Source organism: Streptomyces camponoticapitis, from assembly GCF_014646115.1.
GTDB lineage: Bacteria > Actinomycetota > Actinomycetes > Streptomycetales > Streptomycetaceae > Streptomyces > Streptomyces camponoticapitis.
The window spans coordinates 185,438-206,172 of sequence record NZ_BMMV01000008.1 but is presented as its reverse complement, the minus strand read 5'-3'; the positions used below and the strand labels follow the sequence as shown (position 1 = coordinate 206,172).

At 72.4% G+C, this 20,735-nt stretch carries 16 protein-coding genes; 3 read left to right on the top strand and 13 right to left on the bottom strand.

The window, feature by feature from the left end:
* Positions 1–39: 39 nt before the first annotated feature.
* Together IEY79_RS15225 and IEY79_RS15220 are read right to left on the bottom strand one after the other, a co-directional pair.
* Positions 40–1,428: an NAD(P)/FAD-dependent oxidoreductase gene (locus IEY79_RS15225; RefSeq protein ID WP_189107989.1), complete on the bottom strand. Its 1,389-nt coding sequence runs from the start codon at positions 1,426–1,428 to the stop codon at positions 40–42.
* Positions 1,429–2,010: 582 nt separating this feature from the next.
* Positions 2,011–2,913, bottom strand: a complete 903-nt coding sequence (locus IEY79_RS15220; RefSeq protein ID WP_189107988.1) for a TIGR01777 family oxidoreductase — start codon at positions 2,911–2,913, stop codon at positions 2,011–2,013.
* 36 nt (positions 2,914–2,949) lie between these two features.
* Between IEY79_RS15220 and IEY79_RS15215 the strand changes: the two genes are divergently transcribed.
* A complete protein-coding gene (locus tag IEY79_RS15215) occupies positions 2,950–3,444 on the top strand; it encodes a GNAT family N-acetyltransferase (protein ID WP_189107987.1) in 495 nt (164 codons plus the stop codon).
* A 10-nt stretch (positions 3,445–3,454) separates the two neighbouring features.
* Here IEY79_RS15215 and IEY79_RS15210 read toward each other — a convergent pair whose 3' ends face one another.
* The gene (locus tag IEY79_RS15210; RefSeq protein WP_189107986.1) at positions 3,455–3,979 is read right to left on the bottom strand and encodes a DUF4240 domain-containing protein; all 525 of its coding nucleotides are present in this window, start codon (positions 3,977–3,979) and stop codon (positions 3,455–3,457) included.
* Between the two features lie 165 nt (positions 3,980–4,144).
* Between IEY79_RS15210 and IEY79_RS15205 the strand changes: the two genes are divergently transcribed.
* Entirely contained in the window at positions 4,145–5,074 is a 930-nt protein-coding gene (locus IEY79_RS15205; RefSeq protein ID WP_189107985.1) for an SDR family oxidoreductase, read from the top strand.
* Here the strand turns inward: IEY79_RS15205 and IEY79_RS15200 are convergent.
* From IEY79_RS15200 to IEY79_RS15165, 8 genes are all read right to left on the bottom strand, one after another.
* On the bottom strand, positions 5,065–6,030 hold the full coding sequence (locus IEY79_RS15200; protein ID WP_189107984.1) for a helix-turn-helix transcriptional regulator: 966 nt from the start codon (positions 6,028–6,030) through the stop codon (positions 5,065–5,067). The genes IEY79_RS15205 and IEY79_RS15200 overlap by 10 nt on opposite strands.
* A gap of 226 nt (positions 6,031–6,256) precedes the next feature.
* Positions 6,257–7,075: a MerR family transcriptional regulator gene (locus IEY79_RS15195; RefSeq protein ID WP_189107983.1), complete on the bottom strand. Its 819-nt coding sequence runs from the start codon at positions 7,073–7,075 to the stop codon at positions 6,257–6,259.
* Between the two features lie 139 nt (positions 7,076–7,214).
* Positions 7,215–9,884: a pyruvate dehydrogenase (acetyl-transferring), homodimeric type gene (aceE, locus tag IEY79_RS15190; protein ID WP_189107982.1), complete on the bottom strand. Its 2,670-nt coding sequence runs from the start codon at positions 9,882–9,884 to the stop codon at positions 7,215–7,217.
* 216 nt (positions 9,885–10,100) lie between these two features.
* Positions 10,101–10,724, bottom strand: coding sequence for a GntR family transcriptional regulator (locus tag IEY79_RS15185; RefSeq protein WP_189107981.1), 624 nt, complete (start codon positions 10,722–10,724; stop codon positions 10,101–10,103).
* Positions 10,725–10,865: 141 nt separating this feature from the next.
* A complete protein-coding gene (gene sucB, locus IEY79_RS15180; protein ID WP_189107980.1) occupies positions 10,866–12,698 on the bottom strand; it encodes a 2-oxoglutarate dehydrogenase, E2 component, dihydrolipoamide succinyltransferase in 1,833 nt (610 codons plus the stop codon).
* A gap of 108 nt (positions 12,699–12,806) precedes the next feature.
* Positions 12,807–14,195, bottom strand: coding sequence for a dihydrolipoyl dehydrogenase (gene lpdA, locus IEY79_RS15175; RefSeq protein ID WP_189107979.1), 1,389 nt, complete (start codon positions 14,193–14,195; stop codon positions 12,807–12,809).
* A 456-nt stretch (positions 14,196–14,651) separates the two neighbouring features.
* Complete coding sequence (locus IEY79_RS15170) at positions 14,652–16,196, bottom strand: leucyl aminopeptidase (protein WP_189107978.1); 1,545 nt, start codon at positions 16,194–16,196, stop codon at positions 14,652–14,654.
* Between the two features lie 217 nt (positions 16,197–16,413).
* Positions 16,414–17,211: an adenosylcobinamide-GDP ribazoletransferase gene (locus IEY79_RS15165; RefSeq protein WP_189107977.1), complete on the bottom strand. Its 798-nt coding sequence runs from the start codon at positions 17,209–17,211 to the stop codon at positions 16,414–16,416.
* Positions 17,212–17,323: 112 nt separating this feature from the next.
* Here IEY79_RS15165 and IEY79_RS15160 point away from each other — a divergent pair, with 112 nt between their 5' ends.
* Positions 17,324–18,103, top strand: coding sequence for a hypothetical protein (locus IEY79_RS15160; RefSeq protein WP_189107976.1), 780 nt, complete (start codon positions 17,324–17,326; stop codon positions 18,101–18,103).
* A gap of 38 nt (positions 18,104–18,141) precedes the next feature.
* On the opposite strand, the gene cobT is transcribed toward IEY79_RS15160, so the two are convergent.
* Both cobT and IEY79_RS15150 read right to left on the bottom strand, forming a co-directional pair.
* The gene (gene cobT / locus IEY79_RS15155; RefSeq protein ID WP_189108115.1) at positions 18,142–19,236 is read right to left on the bottom strand and encodes a nicotinate-nucleotide--dimethylbenzimidazole phosphoribosyltransferase; all 1,095 of its coding nucleotides are present in this window, start codon (positions 19,234–19,236) and stop codon (positions 18,142–18,144) included.
* A gap of 207 nt (positions 19,237–19,443) precedes the next feature.
* A complete protein-coding gene (locus IEY79_RS15150; protein WP_189107975.1) occupies positions 19,444–20,700 on the bottom strand; it encodes a bifunctional adenosylcobinamide kinase/adenosylcobinamide-phosphate guanylyltransferase in 1,257 nt (418 codons plus the stop codon).
* Positions 20,701–20,735: the final 35 nt, after the last annotated feature.

Below are 20,735 nucleotides of genomic sequence, written 5' to 3'. Positions count from 1 at the left end.
GGAGCCGTGGCCGCGCCGGGCCGTGGCGCCGGATTCCGGCTACGCCGCCGTGGGGAGCTGGACGGGCCCGTCGCCGGGCCGGACGCCCAGGTCGTCCAGGATCGCGTACGCGGCCCTGCGGCCCGACGAGAGCGCGCCCTGGACGGTGCTGGTGTCACGGTGGTCCCCGCACACGTACAGCCCCGACAGCAGCCGCACCTGACGGCGGAGATCATGCGGCGCCGGCATGGCGGGGACCGCCTCCGGGTCGTGCTGGACGGCCAGCAGCTCCCAGTCGGCGGTGGACGTGCCGTACAGCGTCGCGAGATGCGCGCGGACAGTGGCGTCGAGCTCCGCCCCGGGAGGCGGCGTACGGAGCCCGAGCACCGTGGAGGAGATCAGCGACCGGCCGGCCGGCGCGCGCGACGGGTCGACCGCGCTCATGACCGTCGTGTGGGCGACGGGGCCGCCACGCCGGTCGCCGTCCAGGAGCAGTGCCGGTTCCGTCATCGGCGGCGTGGGGGCCGTGTGGTGAAGGACCGTCACGGGGTGGAAGTCCGGTACACGCAGCCCCGGCAGCAGCTCGGCGGCGGCGCGGGCGCCCGTCGCGACGAGCAGGGAGCGGCAGGAGATCTCGCCGTGCTCCTTCGTACCGACGGAGCTGATCGACGCGTCCGTCACGCACACACCCGTCCGCACCGTGCCGGGCGGCAGCGTGGCCGCCAGCAGCTCCGGCAGGGCGGAGGAGCCGCCCTCGGGGACGCACAGCCGGCCCCGGGAGAAGCTCCGCAGGGCCAGGTCGGCGCAGCGGCTGGAGGTGGTGAGGTCCGGGTCGCAGAGCAGCGCGGACAGCAGGGGGCGTACGAAGCCGTCGACCGTCCGCGCGGGCAGTCCGCGCGCGGACAGCGCGGCCAGGGCGGGGCGTTCGGGGCGGGCCAGCAGACGGTTCACCGGCGTCGTCGCGAGGCGGCCGAAGGCCGCGTGGAGGCGGGCCTGGTCGAGAGCGTTGCCCAGCGGGGGGCGGGAGTTGAGCCGGGTGGCCCTGACACCGCCCGGGACGCGGGTCCGTGCGGCCTTGGCGCGTGGGGCGCTTGCCAGGGCGCGTGCGGCGGTGAGTGCGCCCCGCGCGCTCCCCGTGCTGACGGTGACGCCCGCGCGGTGGTGCCGTCCCTCGCTGTGGACGACCACGCCCGGCGAGAAGACCCGTAGCGGGGTGTTCGTCAGCGCGGGTGTGCGGAGCAGTTCCGGATACGAGGTGTTCAGCAACTGGCCGATGCGGTCGAGCCGGAAGCCGTCGAGGTGGTCGGTGGCCATCCTGCCGCCGATGTAAGGGGCGGCCTCCAGGACGGTGACTGTTACGCCGGCGCGGGTGAGCTGATGAGCTGCGGACAGTCCTGCGATTCCGGCGCCAATGATGACGACGTCCGCGTGATGTTCAGTGGTGAGCACGTGCCCCTCCCCGAGGTCGGCGCGGCTGTTCGGTCCGGGGGCTGGTGCCCCGCCCCACTCAGGGAATACCCGAGTGCGGGTCGAGACTAGGAAGGGAACCGGCCGTTCGCAGTCGCGCAGTGGCGGGGGCATCGGTGCGTGCGGGGCGCACACGGGGGTCGCCTCCGGCGCGGTTGGGGGTCTTGGTTGCTGTCTCGTTGCCGGGGGCGGGGTTCGGGGCCTCCGGAGGGGTATGTCCGGACGGCGTGATTTACGGCGCGTGCACCGTTCGTTGGACCCGACGGGGCGTTCTTGTTCACGCGCCACAAATCAGCCTGAGTGTCCGAACACACCCCTCCTGCGACCCCGCCCCCCTCACGCCGGTGGGGGATCCGTACAACCCCGTACCGGTCCGCGGGATGGAAGGGGGACGCGCAGGGGTCGTGTCCGGACACTTGGGCTGATTTGTGTCGCGTGGGAATGCTGGTTCCCCCGGATCCAACGAGCCCTGCACGCGACGTAAATCACGCCGTCCGGGCATGACCCCGGAGCGGCACCCGGACACCGGCCCGCACCACCAACCGCGCCGGAGGCGACCCCGCGCTACACGCGTACCGCCGCCGCGATCGATTCGTCGATCTTTGGGAACGCGAACGTGAATCCCGACTCCAGCAGCCGCCCCGGCAGGACCCGTTGGCTGCCCAGCACGTCCTCCGCGAACCCGCCCAGCGCCGTCCGCAGCGCCACCGCCGGGACCGCGAAGACCGTCGGGCGCCGCAGCACGCGGCCCATCGCCGCCGTGACCTCGCGGTTCGTCACCGGTTCCGGGGCCGTGAGGTTCACCGGGCCCGACAGGGACTCCGTGTCGATCAGATGCCGCAGCGCCGCCACATGGTCGTGCAGGGAGATGAAGCTCCAGTACTGCCGCCCGTCACCCAGCCGGCCGCCCAGCCCCGCCCGGAAGATGGGGAACAGCCGCCCCCACGCGCCCCCTTCGCGGGACACGACGAGCCCCGTGCGGCCGAACACCGTCCGTACGCCCGCCTCCGACGCCGGGGCCGCCGCCCCCTCCCACTCGACGCATACGGAGGGCAGGAAGCCCTCGCCGGGCGGCGCCGACTCGTCCACCGGGCGGTCGCCCGTGTCGCCGTAGTAGCCGATGGCGGAACCGCACAGCAGGACCTTGGGCGCGGTGCCGAGGGACGCCACCGCCTCGGCGATCGCCGCCGTACCGAGGACCCGGCTGTCCCTGATCTTCTGCTTGTACGCCTCGGTCCACCGGTGGTCTCCGACCCCCGCGCCCGCGAGATGGACGACGGCCTCGCAGCCGTACAGCCCGCTCACGTCCACGTACTGGCGCGCGGGGTCCCACTCGACCTCGTCGCCCGCGCGGGACGGATGCCGGACCAGACGGACCACCTCGTGCCCGTCGGATCGCAGGGAGCGCGTGAGCGCAGTGCCGATGAGCCCGGTGGAGCCGGTGATCGCGATCCTCATGAAAACCATCCTGCCGGTACGGGCCCACATGGGACAGTTGCCGGTATGCCGGAACCACTCATACGTGCCGCTCTGCCGTCGGACGACGACGCCCTGAGCCGCCTCGACCACGACACGTGGTCGTCTCTGCACGCGGTGACGCCCAGGCAGGAGCCGCCGTTCGAGCCGTTCTTCGACGCGCGTCACCGGCCCCGGGACTATCTGATGGCGGAGATCGACGGCCGGACCGCCGGCTACCTCCGGCTGGTGCCGCCCACCCCGCTCGCCTGCAACGCGCACGTCCGGCAGATCCAGGGGCTCGCCGTGTACGAGTGGGCGCGCGGCCAAGGGGTGGCGCGGCGGCTGCTGCGCGCGGCGATGGAGAGGGCGCGCGGCGAGGGCGCGGTGCGGATGACGCTGCGGGTGCTCGGGCACAACAAGCCGGCGCGTGCGCTCTACGAGTCGGAGGGCTTCGTGGTGGAGGGCGTGCTGCCGGGGGAGTTCTTCCTGGACAGGCGGTACGTCGACGATGTGCTCATGGGCCGTTCGCTGGACGTCTGACGCGGGGGCGTCAGTCGACACCGAACCGCTCCCAGAGGCGGGGAAGCCGGTCGGCGAGCGCCTGTGAGTCCTCGAAGTCGATCGGTGTGCCGTCGGGCTCCGGGGCCTGTCGGCCGATGCCCAGTTCGGGCGCGACGGCGCCGGTGAGCTGCTCGTACGCCTCGTCGGCCGCGTAGCCCAGTTCCTCGCCGTCGCCGTCGATCTCCTCGTCGAACTCGCCGAGCAGGTCCGCGAGGCTGTCCGGATCATGCACCCCGCCCTCGAAGACCTCCCGGCCCTGGCCGATGAGCCAGCAGCGGAAGTAGTCGAAGGCGTCGTCGCTCGCCCCGCCGAGCAGAATCGCGGCGGCGGCCCACAGGTCCCACCGGTACGCGCGGTTGTAGCGCGTCTCGAAGTGCCGTGCGAAGTCCAGGACCGAGTCGGGGTCGAGCTGAAGCAGCCGCTCCACGAGGAGATCGGCGTGCTCGTCGGGGTCTCCGCCGGCGGCATCGCGCGTGGCGTCGATGATCTCCCAGAACTCCGTCTCGTCGGTCACGGATACAGCATCGTGCTTGGCGGAGGGCGGCGCACGCGGAGCGCGGAAAGCGGGCGAGATCCGCGCCGGGCGGCCGAACGGAGTCGGCCCGCGGAAGCCGGACAGAAGATGTCTCCTTTCCGTGGAACGGTCACAGGGAGAGACGACGGAGAGGGAGACCGCCTGATGACCGACAACTGCGACAAGCCACTGACAGGCAAGATCGCGCTGGTGGCCGGAGCAACCCGGGGCGCGGGCCGCGCGATCGCCGTGGAGCTCGGCGCCGCCGGGGCGACCGTGTATGTGACGGGGCGCACCACGCGCGAGCGGGTCAGCGAGGTGGGGCGGCCGACGGAGACCATCGAGGAGACCGCCGAACTGGTCACCCGCGCGGGCGGCGAGGGCATCGCCGTACCGACCGACCATCTGGAGGCGGAGCGGGTGCGGGCCCTGGTGGAGCGAATCGACCGGGAACAGGGCCGGCTGGATGTGCTGGTCAACGACGTGTGGGGCGGGAACAGGCTCCTCGACTTCCACACCCCCGTGTGGGAGCTCGACCTGGAGCGCGGGCTGCGGATGCTCGACCTCGGGGTGAAGACCCATCTGATCACCAGCGCGCTCGCGCTCCCGCTGCTCGTACGGCGGCCGGGCGGCCTGGTCGTCGAGGTCACCGACGGCACAGCCGAGTCGAACCGGAAGCCGCGCGAGAACTTCTACTACGACCTCGCCAAGAACGCCCCGATCCGGATGGCCTATCTGCTGGCCGAGGAGCTGAAGCAGGTGGGCGGTACGGCGGTCGCCGTCACGCCCGGGTTCCTGCGCTCCGAGGAGATGCTGGACGGCTTCGGCATCACCGAGAAGAACTGGCGGGACGGAATCAAGATCGAGCGGCACTTCGCGCTCTCGGAGACGCCGGTGTATCTGGGGCGGGGAGTCGCGGCGCTGGTCGCCGACCCGGAGCGGGAGCGCTGGGCCGGGCAGGCGCTCTCCAGCGGGCTTCTGGCGAAGGAGTACGGCGTCACGGACGTGGACGGCAGCCGGCCGGACGTGTGGGCCTACATGGCGGCGGAGGCGGCGGCTCCCGGCACGGAGATCCCGATGGACGGCTACCGGTAGAGGCGCGCGGTCCGATCGGCCAGGTCGGCGAAGCGGGCACGCAGCTCCGCCGGCTCCAGCACCTCCAACTCCGGCCCGAAGCCGAAGAGCTGGGCGAACGCCACGTCGGCCGACTCGACCGGCAGCGTGAGCGTCGTCCAGCCGTTCTCGTCCGGGGGGCCGGCCGCGTCGGCGGCCTCCTGGGCCGAGGCGCGGTCGGTCATGTACGGCAGCCGGCGCAGGCCGTCGGGGGAGAGCCGGAGGACCACCTCCGTACGGAGGATCGAGCGGGCGAACTGCGCGGCCCGCTCGTCCCAGAAGGCGGGCAGGTCGAAGGACTCGTCCCGCTCGAAGCGTTCGTCCGAGAGCGTGACGTCCGTGAAGCGGTCGATCCGGTAGACCCGCAAGGACGTGTCGACGCGGGCGCAGAGGTACCAGACGCCCGCCTTGAGCACGAGTCCGTACGGTGCCAACTCCCGCTCCACCTCGGCGTCCTGGCGCCGGTAGCGGGCGACGACGGTGCGGTCGTCCCAGACGGCCTCGGCGACGGCGGGCAGCCACCGAGGCGTCCGGGGCTCCTTGTACCAGCCGGGCGCGTCGAGGTGGAAACGCTGCGCCGCCGAGTCCGACGCCCCCCGCAGGGAGGGGAGCAGCGCCGCCGACACCTTCAGGCGGGCGGCGGACGCGGCGTCCTCCAGGCCCATCTCACGGAGCGCGTTCGGCAGCCCCGAGAGGAACAGGGCCTCCGCCTCGCCCCGTGCCAGGCCCGTGAGGCGCGTACGGTAGCCGCCCACGAGCCGGTAGCCGCCCGAACGCCCCCGGTCCGCGTAGACCGGCACTCCGGCCTCGGAAAGGGCCAGGGCGTCGCGTGTGACGGTCCGCTCGGACACCTCCAGCTCGCGTGCCAGCTCGGCCCCGGTCATGGATGGCCGCGCCTGGAGGAGCAGCACCATCTTGATCAGCCGGGCAGCGCGCATGGACCCATTGTCCACGCACGCCGCCCGGGACCGGACAGCCCCTGGGGGCTGTCCTGTGGATCTTGCCGGGCTCGCGGGGTCCGGCACGCGCGCTCGCCGCGTTGTCGTCGGTCGGCATGGCTCCGCCATGCCTCCCTCCTCCGCCTTGCGATCGCACGCACCAACGAGACATCAGCCGCTGCCGCGGCGGGCGCTCCCTGATCCGGCCTGATCCACACGACAGCCCCTAGGCGAGGGGCTCCTGGAGCTCCGTCACCCATTTGTCCTTGTCCGCCGGGCATTCGAGGTTGATCTCGCGCGCGTAGCCCGCCGAGCGGTGGCCGCCCGTGTCCATCCAGCGGGCCAGGATCTGGGCCGTCGGCATGATCGTGTCCATCGAACCCCGGTGCACGATCGTCGCGGCCCGCTCGATGGGAGGCAGGTCCACGATCTCGAAGTCATGGCCTGGCGCCGGGTCGGCGGCGACCACCACTCCCGCGTGGACGACGACAGCGCCGTTCCCCTCGGGGGCGTCCTCGTAGCGGGCGACACCGGGCCCGGTGGGAGCCACGCCGGCCGCCTCCAGGCGCCGGAACAGCTCCTCGTACAGAGGCACGATCACCGGGCCGATGTCCTGGGGTTCGTAGGTGGCGGCCACGGCGGACAGTTCGGCCACCCGTACCGACGGAATGCTCTTGACGACGACGTCTTCGGTGGGCATACGCCCCTCACTCTCGATCGACCGGAGCCTCGCCTCGACCTGGACCAGCGTGGCCGCCGCCGCGGCCATCGCGGCCTCCAGCTCGGCCCGCCGCAGCGTCAGCATCCCGCGCAGCTCGTCGGAGTTCACCCGGTCCTCCAGGATCTCCCGCACCTGCTGGAGCGTGAAGCCGAGATCCTTCAGGGCGATGATCCGGTTGAGCTGGGCGAGCTGGGCCGCCGTGTAGTGGCGGTAGCCGCTGTACGGGTCGGTCCGGGCAGGACGCAGCAGCCCGATCGCGTCGTAGTGACGCAGCATGCGGGCCGACACGCGGCCGTATCTGGCGAAGTCTCCGATGGTGAACATGACGTCCCCTACTGCACTGCTTCACACGGTGTCAGGGTCAAGCATGTCGTGGACGTGACCTCATGAGGAAGCGGCCCCGGCCGGCCCGTGGGGCCCACCGAAGCCGCTTTCTCACAGAGGACGTGTCTCATCGATCAGTTCAGAGGCCGTAGCGCTCCCGCGCCTCCTTGACCGCCGACGCGGGCACCTCTCCGCGCCGCGCGAGCTGCGCCAGCGCCGCGACCGTGATCGATTCGGCGTCGACACCGAAGTGCCTGCGGGCCGCCTCACGGGTGTCGGAGAGGCCGAAGCCGTCCGTACCGAGCGAGGAGTAGTCCTGCTCGACCCACTGGCTGATCTGGTCCGGCACCTGGCGCATCCAGTCGCTGACGGCCAGCACCGGGCCCGGCGCCCCGTCCAGGGCGCGCGTCACGTACGGCGTGCGCTGCTCGCCGCGCAGCAGCGCCTCGTCGCACTCCAGCGCGTCCCGGCGCAGCTCGCCCCAGGACGTCGCCGACCAGACGTCGGCCGTGACCCCCCACTCGTCCGCGAGCATCCGCTGGGCCTCAAGAGCCCAGTGGATGGCCGTGCCGGAGGAGAGGAGCTGGAGGCGCGGCGAGTCCGCCTTGGCGGGCACGCCCTCCTTGAAGCGGTACAGGCCCTTGAGGATGCCCTCCTCCACGCCCTCGGGCATGGCGGGCTGCGGCATCGGCTCGTTGTAGACGGTCAGGTAGTAGAAGACGTCCTCGGGGGCCGGGCCGTACATCCGCCGCAGACCGTCCTTGACGATGACCGCGATCTCGTACGCGAACGCCGGGTCGTAGTTGAGCGAGGCCGGGTTCGTCGCCGCGAGCAGGTGCGAGTGGCCGTCCGCGTGCTGGAGGCCCTCGCCCGTCAGGGTTGTACGGCCGGCGGTCGCGCCGACGACGAAGCCCTTGCCGAGCTGGTCGGCGAGCTGCCACATCTGGTCGCCCGTGCGCTGCCAGCCGAACATCGAGTAGAAGATGTAGAACGGGATCATCGTCTCGCCGTGCGTCGCGTACGACGTGGCGGCGGCGATGAAGTCGGCCATCGAACCGGCCTCGGTGATCCCCTCGTTGAGGATCTGGCCGTCCTTGGCCTCCTTGTAGTACATGATCTGGTCGCGGTCGACCGGGTCGTACGTCTGGCCCAGCGGCGAGTAGATGCCCGCCGACGGGAACAGCGCCTCCATACCGAAGGTGCGCGCCTCGTCCGGGACGATCGGGACCCAGCGCCTGCCGGTCTCCTTGTCCCGCATCAGGTCCTTCACCAGCCGGACGAACGCCATGGTCGTGGCGACCGACTGCTTGCCGGAGCCCTTGTAGACGGTCTGGAACGCCTTCTCGGACGGCTCGGGCAGGGCGACGGCGTGCACTCGGCGGGCCGGGGCGGGCCCGCCGAGCTCGGCACGCCGCTCCTGCAGATACCGGACCTCGGGGGAGTCGGCGCCGGGGTGGCCGTACGGCACCAGGTCTTCGTTCAGCTTCGAGTCGGGGATGGGAAGTTCCAGCAGGTCCCGCATGGTGCGGAACTGCTCGCCGGAGAGCTTCTTCATCTGGTGGTTGGCGTTGCGCGACTCGAAGCCGGTGCCGAGCGTGTAGCCCTTCACCGTCTGCGCGAGGACCACGGTCGGCGCGCCCTTGTGGGCGAGCGCCGCGCGGTAGGCCGCGTACACCTTGCGGGCCTCGTGGCCGCCGCGCGAGGAGTGGAAGCACTCGTCGATCTTCGCGTCGGTCAGCAGCTTCGCCATCTCGACGAGCGCGGGCTCGGCGCCGAAGAAGTGCTCACGGATGTACGCCACGTCGCGGGTCGCGTACGTCTGGAACTGCGCGTCCGGTACGGCGCGCAGCCTCCGTACGAGGGCGCCCGTGGTGTCGAGCGCGAACAGCTCGTCCCAGGCGGAGCCCCACAGCGACTTGACGACGTTCCAGCCCGCGCCGCGGAACTGGGACTCCAGCTCCTGCACGATCTTGAAGTTCGCGCGGACGGGGCCGTCGAGGCGCTGGAGGTTGCAGTTGATGACGAAGGTGAGGTTGTCGAGCCCTTCACGGGCCGCCAGCGCGAGTGCCGCCGTCGACTCGGGCTCGTCCATCTCGCCGTCGCCGAGGAACGCCCACACGTGGGAGGCGGAGGTGTCCTTGATCCCGCGGTTCGTCAGGTAGCGGTTGAAGCGCGCCTGGTAGATCGCGGAGAGCGGGCCGAGGCCCATCGAGACGGTGGGGAACTCCCACAGCCAGGGCAGCCGCCGGGGGTGCGGGTAGGAGGGGAGGCCCTTGCCGCCCGCCTCCTGGCGGAAGTTGTCGAGGTGCTCCTCGGTGAGGCGGCCGTCGAGGAACGCGCGGGCGTAGATGCCGGGGGAGGCATGGCCCTGGATGTAGAGCTGGTCGCCGGAGCCGTCCCCCTCCTTGCCGCGGAAGAAGTGGTTGAAGCCCGTCTCGTAGAGCCAGGCGGCGGAGGCGAAGGTGGCTATGTGCCCGCCGACACCGAGGCGCGAGCCGCGGGTGACCATGGCGGCCGCGTTCCAGCGGTTCCAGCCGGCGATCCGGGACTCCATCGCCTCGTCGCCGTCGAAGGCGGGCTCGGCGGCGGTCGGGATGGTGTTGAGGTAGTCCGTCTCCAGCAGAGCGGGCACCGGGACCCCGGCGCTTTCGGCGTGCTGGAGCGTGCGCCGCATCAGGTACGCCGCACGGTGCGGGCCCGCATGCTCGGTGACGGCGTCGAGAGAGGCCGCCCATTCGGCGGTTTCCTCGGCGTCGCGGTCCGGGAGCTGGTCGAGCTCGCTCGGAAGCTTGCCTACGGGGTCGGGCATGGTCGCCGCCTTCCGGACAGGAGAAGGGTCGAGAGGAGCCGTGTCTGGCAGGACAGGGCGATGGGCTGGGTGCAGCCCGATGTCGACTGTAAATCGCTGATCGATGATCGATCAAAGACTTGACAGCAAAATTTCACGTTCTGAAGAAATTGGCATTCAGTGCCCCAAGGTGGGGCACGCGGTGACGCCGTAAAGCGGTACGAACCGGGCGCCGGTTCAGGCGCGCGGCGCGCATCCGAGCACGTGGTCCTTCACCAGTGCACCGATGAGGGGATCGCGCCGGTGGAAGGCCTCGACCAGCTCCTGGTGCTCCTCGGCGTACGACTGCTGGACGGTGCCGAGCCACCGGATCGACAGCGCCGTGAAGACCTCGATCCCGAGCCCCTCCCAGGTGTGCAGCAGCACGCTGTTCCCCGCGGCACGCACCAGTTCCCGGTGGAAGTCGACGGTGTGGCGCACCTGCGCTGTCCCGTCGGCCCGCCGGTCGGCCTCGTACAGCGCCGTCACATGCGGCTCCAGGGCGGTGGTGTCCTCCGCCAGCCGCTCGGCGGCCAGCTCGGCCGCGATCTGCTCCAGACCGGCCCGTACCGGGTAGCTCTCCTCAAGATCGGCGGCGGTCAGATTCCGTACCCGCACACCCTTGTTCGGCGCCGACTCGATCAGCCGCAACGACTCCAGCTCGCGCAGCGCCTCGCGTACGGGCGTCTGGCTGACGGCCAGCTCGGTCGCGATCCGCCGCTCCACGATCCGCTCACCCGGCTTCCAGCGTCCGCTGACGATGCCTTCCACGATGTGCTCGCGGATCTGCTCGCGCAGCGACTGGACGACGGGCGGGATCATGTCGGTGCTCCTTCGGGTGACCGAGCCCGAGGTTACCCCTCCTGGGGCGCACGTTGATCGGTCACGGGGTGTGGGGCCGACGACGGCGCCCCCGGCCGGATCTCTCCGGGCGGGGGCGCCGTCGTGATGTGTGCCGGGTGACTAGAGGCCGAGCTCGACCTCGAACTCGCCCGCCTCCAGGATCGCCTTGACCGCCACCAGGTAGCGGGCGGCGTCCGCACCGTCCACCAGACGGTGATCGTAGGAGAGCACGACGTGGACCATGTCGCGCACCGCGATGGTCTCGCCGAGGTCCGGGTGGTTGATGACCACGGGACGGCGGACCGTCGCACCGATGCCCAGGATGGCGACCTGGTTCGGGGGCACGATGATCGTGTCGAACAGGGCGCCGCGCGAACCGGTGTTGCTGATGGTGAAGGTCGCCCCGGACAGCTCGTCCGGCGTGATCTTGCTGCCGCGGACCTTGCCCGCCAGCTCGGCGGTCTTCTTGGCGATGCCGGCGAGGTTCAGGTCGCCCGCGCCCTTGATGACCGGCGTCATCAGACCCTTCTCGGAGTCCACGGCGATGCCGATGTTCTCCGAGTCGAAGTACGTGATGGTGCCTTCGTCCTCGTTGATACGGGCGTTGACGACCGGGTACGCCTTCAGCGCCTGGGCCGCGGCCTTGACGAAGAACGGCATCGGGGAGAGCTTGACGCCCTCACGGGCGGCGAAGGACTCCTTGGCCTGCGCGCGCAGCTTCATCAGCTTGGTGATGTCGACCTCGACGACCGACGTCAGCTGAGCCTGGCCGTGCAGCGCCTTCATCATGTTCTCGCCGATGACCTTGCGCATGCGCGGCATCTTGACCGTCTGGCCACGCAGCGGGGAGACCTCCAGCTTGGGGGCCTTCGACGCGGCGGGGGCAGGGGCGGCCGTGGGCGCCGGAGCCTGGGCGGCGGCCTTGGCGGCCTCCGCGGCGGCGACGACGTCCTGCTTGCGGATACGGCCACCGACGCCGGTGCCCTTGACCGAGGCCAGGTCGACCCCGTTCTCGGCGGCGAGCTTGCGCACGAGCGGCGTCACGTACGCGCCGTCGTCGCCGGGAGCGGCGGCGGGGGCGGAAGGAGCGGTCGTGGCGGCAGGTGCCGCGGGCGCCGACGGGGCGGGAGCGGCGGCAGGCGCGGGTGCCGCGACCGGAGCGGCGGGGGCCGGCGCGGGCGCCGGGGCCTCCTGCTTCGGCGCGGGGGCGGGCGCGGGGGCCTCCTGCTTCGGCGCGGGGGCGGGAGCAGCGGGTGCGGGAGCCGGCGCCGGAGCGGCGGCAGGAGCCTCCTGCTTCGGCGCGGGAGCGGCCGCCGGAACGGCACCCTCGGCGCCGATCACGGCCAGCTTCGCGCCGACCTCGGCGGTCTCGTCCTCGCCGACCACGATCTCCAGCAGCACACCGGCGACCGGGGCGGGAATCTCGGTGTCGACCTTGTCCGTGGAGACCTCGAGAAGGGGCTCGTCGGCCTCGACCGCGTCGCCGACCTCCTTGAGCCAGCGGGTGACGGTGCCCTCGGTGACGCTCTCACCGAGCGCCGGGAGCGTGACGTCCGTGCCCTCGGCCGAGCCGCCGGCCGGAGCCTCGGCTGCCGGCTCGGGCGCCGGAGCCTCGGGCTCGGGGGCCGCCGCCGGGGCCTCCTGGGCGGGCGCCGGCGCGGGCTCGGCCGGAGCCTCGGCCTGCTGCGGCGCCTCGGGGGCGGCCTCGCCGCCGGAACCGTCGTCGATCACGGCCAGCTCGGCGCCGACCTCGACCGTCTCGTCCTCGGCGACCTTGATGGACGCCAGGACCCCGGCGGCGGGCGCCGGGATCTCGGTGTCGACCTTGTCCGTGGAGACCTCGAGCAACGGCTCGTCGGCCTCCACGCGCTCGCCCTCGGCCTTCAGCCAGCGGGTGACAGTGCCCTCGGTGACGCTCTCGCCGAGCGCCGGCAGGGTTACGGAAACCGCCATGGTCTCAGTTGCTCCTAACGGTGGGATCTCCCCAGCCGGCGCGGAGCGCCGTGCGAGGGGAAGTGCGGAAGTGGTCGTCGCGCCCGGACTGAGGCATCAACCGAGGCATCAGTCGTGGGAGTGGAGCGGCTTGCCGGCCAGGGCCAGGTGGGCCTCGCCGAGGGCTTCGTTCTGCGTCGGGTGCGCGTGGATGAGCTGCGCGACCTCGGCCGGCAGCGCCTCCCAGTTGTAGATCAGCTGCGCTTCGCCGACCTGCTCGCCCATCCGGTCACCGACCATGTGGACGCCGACCACGGCGCCGTCCTTGACCTGGACGAGCTTGATCTCGCCCGCGGTCTTCAGGATCTTGCTCTTGCCGTTGCCCGCCAGGTTGTACTTCAGGGCGACGACCTTGTCCGCACCGTAGATCTCCTTGGCCTTGGCCTCGGTGATACCGACGGAGGCGACCTCGGGGTGGCAGTACGTCACCCGGGGCACGCCGTCGTAGTCGACGGGGACGGTCTTCAGCCCGGCCAGCCGCTCCGCCACGAGGATGCCCTCGGCGAAGCCGACGTGCGCGAGCTGGAGCGTCGGGACGAGGTCACCGACGGCCGAGATCGTCTCCACGTTCGTCCGCATGTACTCGTCCACGAGCACGAAGCCGCGGTCCATCGCGACGCCCTGCTCCTCGTAGCCGAGGCCCTGCGACACGGGGCCGCGGCCGATCGCGACCAGCAGCACCTCCGCCTCGAAGGTCTTGCCGTCGGCCAGCGTGACGCGCACACCGTCCTGCGTGTACTCGGCCTTGTCGAAGAAGGTGCCGAGGTTGAACTTGATGCCGCGCTTGCGGAACGCGCGCTCCAGGAGCTTGGAGCTGTTCTCGTCCTCGACCGGTACGAGGTGCTTGAGGCCCTCGATGACGGTGACGTCCGTGCCGAAGGACTTCCACGCCGAGGCGAACTCGACGCCGATGACGCCGCCGCCCAGCACGATCGCCGTCTTCGGGACGCGGTCCAGCTTCAGCGCGTGGTCCGAGGAGATGATCCGCTCGCCGTCGATCTCCAGGCCGGGCAGCGACCTCGGTACGGAGCCGGTGGCGAGGAGGACATGACGGCCCTCGACGCGGCGGCCCTCGACGTCGACGGAGGTGGGGGAGGAGAGCCGTCCCTCGCCCTCGATGTAGGTCACCTTGCGGGAGGCGACCAGGCCCTGAAGGCCCTTGTAGAGGCCGGAGACGACCTCGTCCTTGTACTTGTGCACCCCGGCGATGTCGATGCCCTCGAAGGTGGCCTTGACACCGAACTGCTCGGACTCGCGCGCCTGGTCGGCGATCTCGCCCGCGTGCAGCAGGGCCTTCGTGGGGATGCAGCCGTTGTGCAGGCAGGTGCCGCCCAGCTTGTTCTTCTCGATCAGGGCGACGTCCAGGCCCAGCTGCGCTCCGCGCAGCGCCGCGGCGTAACCGCCGCTACCGCCGCCGAGGATCACTAGGTCGAAAACGGTGCTGGCGTCGTTCGCCACGTCACGTCCTCCATGCATGTGCGCCGGGCGCGGTCGATGACCGGGCGGCGGCTGGTGTTCGGCCGCTGTTTCGTCGGCCCTGTGGTGGGGGCCCTGTCCTGCCGAGAACCCATCTTCGCACTTGTCGGAGGGCGACGGGACGCGGGGCCGGGGTCTGAGACGGCCGGCCGGCCGTCATCAGGGGTTACTGACTCGTACGGGTGCTCGTGCGGATGCCCGTACAAACGCCGCACGCGTGTCGTAGTCGCGCGAAGCGCGCGCTCCGTACGTATGCCGCCGCGCATCCGGCCGGCGAACGCCCTCCTCAGGAGGCCCTCGCGGACGACCGGCGTGACCACTTTTTCGCTGGGGGCGGAACGGCCCGCCCCGCTGTCCCAGTACTCGGCTGGAACCAGCGGGGCGGGTCACGCATTCCCTGTCGGCCGGGGCCGACGGCGGGTCAGCGGCGGTCCGTCGTCAGCCCAGCTCGCCCGCGGCGGTGCGCTCGGCGAGCTTGACGAGCGTGCGGATCGAGGAGCCCGTGCCGCCCTTCGGCGTGTAGCCGTACGGGGCGCCTTCGTGGAAGGCCGGGCCGGCGATGTCGATGTGGGCCCAGGTGATGCCCTCGCCCACGAACTCCTTGAGGAACAGCCCGGCAACCAGGCCGCCGCCCATGCGCTCACCCATGTTGGCGATGTCGGCGGTGGGGGAGTCCATGCCCTTGCGCAGCTCGGTCGGCAGCGGCATCGGCCAGGACGCCTCGCCGACCTCCTCGGCGATCTCGTGCACGGAGGTACGGAACGCCTCGTCGTTCGACATGATGCCGAAGGTCCGGGTGCCCAGCGCCACGACCATGGCCCCTGTGAGCGTGGCCACGTCGATGATCGCGTCGGGCTTCTCCTCCGAGGCGCGGGTGATCGCGTCGGCGAGGACGAGCCGGCCCTCGGCGTCCGTGTTCAGGACCTCGACGGTCTTGCCGCTGTACATGCGCAGGACGTCGCCGGGGCGCGTCGCGGTGCCCGACGGCATGTTCTCCGCGAGCGCGAGCCAGCCGGTCACGTTGACCTGGAGGCCGAGGCGGGCCGCGGACAGGACGGTGGCGAAGACGGCCGCGGCGCCGCTCATGTCGCACTTCATCGTCTCGTTGTGGCCCGGCGGCTTGAGCGAGATGCCGCCCGAGTCGTAGGTGATGCCCTTGCCGACAAGGGCGATGGTCTTCTTCGCCTTGGCGTGCGTGTACTCCAGGCGTACGAGGCGCGGGCCGTGCTCCGAGCCCTGGCCGACGCCGAGGAGGCCGCCGTAGCCGCCCTTGACGAGCGCCTTCTCGTCGGTGACCTGGACCTTGACGCCGTGCTCCTTGCCGGCCGCGGTGGCGATCGCGGCGAAGGTCTCCGGATACAGGTCGTTCGGCGGGGTGTTGACCAGGTCGCGGGCGCGGTTGATCTCCTCGGTCAGGGAGATCGCGCGCTCGACGGCCGCCTTGTGCGCCTTGTCGCGGGGCTTGCCGCCGAGCAGCGTGACCTCGCCGAGGGGCTGCTTCACACCGCCGTCGCCCTTGTCCGCGCCGGACTTGGCGGTCTTCTCGGTGCCGCGGTACGTCGTGAAGGCGTACGCGCCGAGCAGCGCGCCCTCCGCGACGGCCGCGAGGTCCTCGGCGGCCTCCACCGGCAGCGCGAACGCGGCCTTCTTGGCGCCGGAGAGAGTACGGGCGGCGACACCGGCGGCCCGGCGGAGGGTCTCGGCGCCGTACGCCTCGTCCTTCTCCGGGGCCGTGCCGAGGCCGACCGCGATGACGATCGGGACCTTGAGGCCGGACGGCGCCGGGAGCTTGGTCGCCTCGCCCTCGGCACCCGTCGCGCCGAGGGACTCCAGGACGGAGGCGAGCTTGCCGTCGTACGCCTTGTCCACGGCCTCGGCGCCCGGCGCGACGGCCGGTCCCTTGGCTCCCTTGGCGACGCCGACGACGATCGCGTCGGCGCGCAATGTCGCCGCGCCGGCTGTGCTGAGAGTGAGAGCAGTCACGGTGGTGAAATCTCGCTTCCATAGAAGTTCATTCGGCGGAAGCCGGTCATTCGCAGGGCCGGCCGTGCCCACCGCATCGTAATTCGGCCCGCGGAGCACCTGGAACGAGCCTACGCGCGGTGTTCACCTCCAGTCGCGGCGGTTATCGGGCGCGACCGGCGGAGACGGAGCTGACACACCGTCAGGAACCTTGTGACGGGCGCCTGTCGAAGGGTGGTCACCCCAGAGTCAGGACGATCAAAGTCGCGGTCGCCGCCGTCTCGGCGAGGCCGCCGAAGACATCACCCGTGACGCCGCCGAAGCGGCGCACGCAGTGAGCGAGCAGCGACTGGGCGGCGCCGAGACCGGCCGCGAGGGCCAGCGTGTGGTGCAGAGCGCCGTACGCCCCGAACAGGCCGCCGCACGCCGCCGCGGCGACCGCCGTCACCACAAGCGCCGCCAGTACGGCCGCCCGCGCGGGCACGGAACCCGCGACGCTGGCGCCCAGTCCGTCGGGCCGCGCCGGCGGTACGCCCGTGCGCGCGGCCAGCGTGAGGGCGAGCCGCGCGGTGACGCCCGCGAGGGCGGCGGCGACGGCGCCGTACGCCCAGCCCTCGTCGTACAGCTCCGTCAGCGCGGCCACCTGCGCCAGCAGGACGAGCAGCAGGGTGATCACGCCGAACGGCCCGATGTCCGACTGCTTCATGATCCGCAGCGCGTCCCCGGCCGGTTTCGCGCTGCCGAGCCCGTCGGCGGTGTCGGCGAGACCGTCGAGATGCAGGCCCCGGGTGAGCGCGGCGGGGACGGCGGTGGTGGCCACGGAGGCGAGCAGCGGTCCGGCGCCGGCCAGGAGCAGCGCGCCCCCCACGGCGGCGGCGCAGAGGCCCACGACGAGACCGGCCAGCGGCGCCGCCAGCATCCCGGCACGGGCGGCGTCGCGGTCCCAGCGGGTGACCCGGACCGGGAGCGCGGTGAGCGTGCCGAAGGCGAACCGTATGCCGTCGGCGGGCGCGTGCGTCGAACGTGGGGCGCTCATCGCGCGAAGGGTAGCGGGAGCGGGTGCGGGGACGGGCGTGGGGAGTCGGGCGGGCGTTCAGACGGTAAGTTGCCCATAGGTGTACGAAAAGGTCAAAGCGGAGGCAGGCGGCATGGGTTCCTGGTTCCATCAGAACTTCGTCGAGCCGGGCAAGATCCCCATGCTGCTCGTGCTGGCCTCCTTCGTGCTGACCTTCGCGATCACACGGATGATCACCCGGCTGATCCGGGCGGGGAAGGGGCCGTTCCGGAACATCGGGGGGTCCGGCGGGACGCACATCCACCATGTGGTGCCCGGCGTGGTCCTCATGGTGGTCGGCGGCTTCGGCGCGGTCGGCAGCTCCAGATCCGGAGTCGGGGCGGCCGTGTGCGCCGTGATCTTCGGCATCGGCGCCGGTCTGGTCCTCGACGAGTTCGCGCTGATCCTGCATCTGGACGACGTGTACTGGTCCGAGCAGGGCCGGCAGAGCGTGGAGGTCGTCGTCCTCGCCGCCGCGCTGGCCCTTCTCGTCCTGAGCGGCTTCTCACCCCTCGGCGTCGACTCGCTGTCGGAGGAGGAACGCCAGGACCGGACGTCGCTGCTGCTGACTCTCAGCTCCAGCTTCGTCTTCGTACTGATCACGCTGTCCAAGGGGAAGCTGTGGATGGCGCTCGTGGGCACTCTGGTGCCCCCGGTGGCGATTGTCGGCGCGCTGAGACTGGCCCGGCCCTGCTCGGTCTGGGCCCGCCGTTTCTACCGGCGCCGCCACCGGGCACGCGCCCGGATGACGCTGCGCGAGTACCGCCGCGTCCGCCGCTGGTCGGCGCCGCGCCGCCGCGTCCAGGACTGGATCGGCGGCGCCCCCGACGACGAGCTCGCACAGCGGGCGGGGGCGCCCGACCCGCCGCGCTGAACCCCTCGCGGCGGGTGAGCCCTCGGGCGACGGCCCCGCTACGTCACGTCCTCGATGCCCGCGCTCTCGGCCGTCGGCTCTGCCGCCGGCTCGGGCTCCGGCCGCTCCGGCAGTTCCGCCGCGAGCGCCGCCGCGGCCTGCACCATCGGCAGCGCCAGCAGCGCGCCCGTCCCCTCGCCCACGACCACCCCGTGGTCGAGCAGCGGATTGATCGCCATCCGGTCCAGCGCCTTCGCCTGCGCCGGCTCCCCGCTCACCTGGCCCGCGAGCCACCAGTCCGGCGCCCGGAACGCCGCCCGCTGGCCGACCAGCGCGCACGCCGCCGAGACGACGCCGTCGAGAATCACCGGCATCCGCCGCACCGCGCTCTGCAGCAGGAACCCGGTCGTCGCCGCCAGATCCGCACCGCCCACCGTCGCCAGGAGCTCCAGCTGGTCCCCGAGGACCGGCCGGGCCCTGCGCAGGGAGTCCCTGATCGCCGCGCACTTGCGCATCCACGCCAGGTCGTCGATCCCCGCACCGCCGCGCCCCGTGACCACGGACGCGTCCGTGCCGCACAGCGCCGCGATCAGGGCGGCGGCCGGAGTCGTACCGCCGACGCTCAGATCGCCGAGGACGACCAGGTCCGTGCCTGAGTCGGCCTCCTCGTCGGCGATCGCCATGCCGAGCCGTACGGCCTGCTCGGCCTCCTCGATCGTCAGCGCGTCCTCGACGTCGATACGCCCGCTGCCGCGCCGGACGCGGTGGCGTACGACCTCCGTGGGAAGCAGCTCCGGATCGCAGTCGAGACCGGCGTCCACGATCCGTACCGGCACCCCCGCGCGGCGCGCCAGCACGGCGACGGGGCTCTCGCCCTCCAGCACCGCGCGCACCAGCAGATGCGCGCTGCCCGCGGGGCGCGCCGAGACATTCAGCGCGGCGACACCGTGGTCGCCGGCGAAGAGCACCACGCGCGGCCGCTCAATGGCGGTGACGGGCACGGCGGCCTGGGCGGCCGACAGCCACTCGGCCAGCTCGTCGAGCCGGCCCAGCGCACCGGGCGGGACGGTCAGCCGCTCGCGGCGTTCCTCGGCGTCACGCCGCAGACCGCCGTCGGGGCGCTCGATCAGATCGGAGAAGTCGTCGAGATTCAGCGAGCTCATTCGCCGAACAGTACCGGCAGCCCGTGGCCTCCCGGCAAAGTCCCGCCTGCCTCACGAGCCCCGGCACGCACACGCCCCGCGTCGTCATCGGTCGCCCGGGCGCGTGCGGTCAAGTGCGTGCGGTGGCAGGGCGATACTCCGCCGTGCGCTCGCGCGCGACAAGCCGGCGTGAGGGCGCCGCGGTCGCCCCGCCCGCCGTCAGGCGCGGAGGGTCAGGGCCTGCCCGGCCACCACCAGCAGGACGTGTTCGCACTCGGCCGCCACCGCCGCGTTCAGCCGGCCCAGCTCGTCCCGGAAGCGTCTGCCCGACGCCGTCGCCGGTACGACTCCGGAGCCGACCTCGTTGGTCACCAGCACCACCGTGCGCCGCGTCGCGCGCACCGCGCCCACCAGTTCGTCCGTCCGCTCGCGCAGCGCCCCCTCGCCGCCGCCCGCCCACGCCGCGTCGTCCCAGGCGCCCACCCGGTCCATGGCGTCCGTCAGCCACAGCGACAGGCAGTCGATCAGCATCGGCGGGCCCTCGTCGGTGAGCAGCGGCACGAGGTCGCAGGTCTCGGCGGTCCGCCAGGAGCCCGGCCGGCGGTCGCGGTGCGCCGTGACCCTGGCACCCCACTCCGGGTCGCCCTCACGGGTCCCGCCCGTCGCGACGTACAGCACGCCGGGGAAGGCGGCCAGCCGCCGCTCGGCCTCCACGGACTTGCCGGAGCGCGCGCCGCCCGTGACCATGGTGCGGCGCGGCAGATCGGGTCCGTCGTGGTACTCGCCGACCGTCAGCGTCGTCCCGTCCGGCACCGCCCGCGCGCCCGCCGCCGCCAGCCTGCGGTCCAACTCGGCGCCGGGCGGCACGTCGTGGCCGATGTGGACGGCGATGACGTCGGTGCCCGGGCCCACCGATCCGGCGGCGCGCAGCCGGGCCAGGGCGTCGGGGCGGCCGATCACATCGGCGAGCAGCATGTCGTACGGGGCGGGCCCGGCGTCCCGCGCGGAGCGGCCTCCGCCGCGGCCGGTCCCCTCCCCGTCCCCGTTGCCGCCCGGGAGCCCGGCCGGCGCGCCGCCCGGCGGCAGATACAGCAGCCGCTCGCCGTCGGGGGCCGTCACCTCGTACCCCGTACCGGGCGAGTCCATCGGCACCGCCCGCACCCGGTGCCCGCTGATCAGCGTCAACACCCGTCCGTCGGCGACCCGTCCGGCCGTCGGCAGCCCCGCGGGCAGTTCGACGGCCGGCCCCTCGTGCGGGTGCGTGAGCAGCACCTGCCGCACACCGGCCAGTGAGTGCCCGGCCCGCGCGGCGGCGAGCGCGGCGCCCGGGGTGAGGTCGAGCAGCACCGCCCCGTCCACGAGCAGCGCGGTCGCCGCACGCGCGAGGGGGCCGCGGGCGGTCGCGCAGGACGCGCAGGGGCAGTGGGCGCGGGGCAGTCCGTCGGGAGCTCCGGTGCCGAGCAGAGTCAGTTCCACGCGGATGATCCTCCCGTGTCACCGCGCTGGGTGCG

Bases quoted from the DNA above. Each gene is read 5' to 3' on its own strand.
- IEY79_RS15220 (WP_189107988.1), bottom strand. From the start codon at position 2,913: ATGGTTTTCATGAGGATCGCGATCACCGGCTCCACCGGGCTCATCGGC.
- IEY79_RS15215 (WP_189107987.1), top strand. From the start codon at position 2,950: ATGCCGGAACCACTCATACGTGCCGCTCTGCCGTCGGACGACGACGCC.
- IEY79_RS15205 (WP_189107985.1), top strand. From the start codon at position 4,145: ATGACCGACAACTGCGACAAGCCACTGACAGGCAAGATCGCGCTGGTG.
- IEY79_RS15200 (WP_189107984.1), bottom strand. From the start codon at position 6,030: ATGCGCGCTGCCCGGCTGATCAAGATGGTGCTGCTCCTCCAGGCGCGG.
- IEY79_RS15195 (WP_189107983.1), bottom strand. From the start codon at position 7,075: ATGTTCACCATCGGAGACTTCGCCAGATACGGCCGCGTGTCGGCCCGC.
- aceE (WP_189107982.1), bottom strand. From the start codon at position 9,884: ATGCCCGACCCCGTAGGCAAGCTTCCGAGCGAGCTCGACCAGCTCCCG.
- IEY79_RS15185 (WP_189107981.1), bottom strand. From the start codon at position 10,724: ATGATCCCGCCCGTCGTCCAGTCGCTGCGCGAGCAGATCCGCGAGCAC.
- sucB (WP_189107980.1), bottom strand. From the start codon at position 12,698: ATGGCGGTTTCCGTAACCCTGCCGGCGCTCGGCGAGAGCGTCACCGAG.
- IEY79_RS15165 (WP_189107977.1), bottom strand. From the start codon at position 17,211: ATGAGCGCCCCACGTTCGACGCACGCGCCCGCCGACGGCATACGGTTC.
- IEY79_RS15160 (WP_189107976.1), top strand. From the start codon at position 17,324: ATGGGTTCCTGGTTCCATCAGAACTTCGTCGAGCCGGGCAAGATCCCC.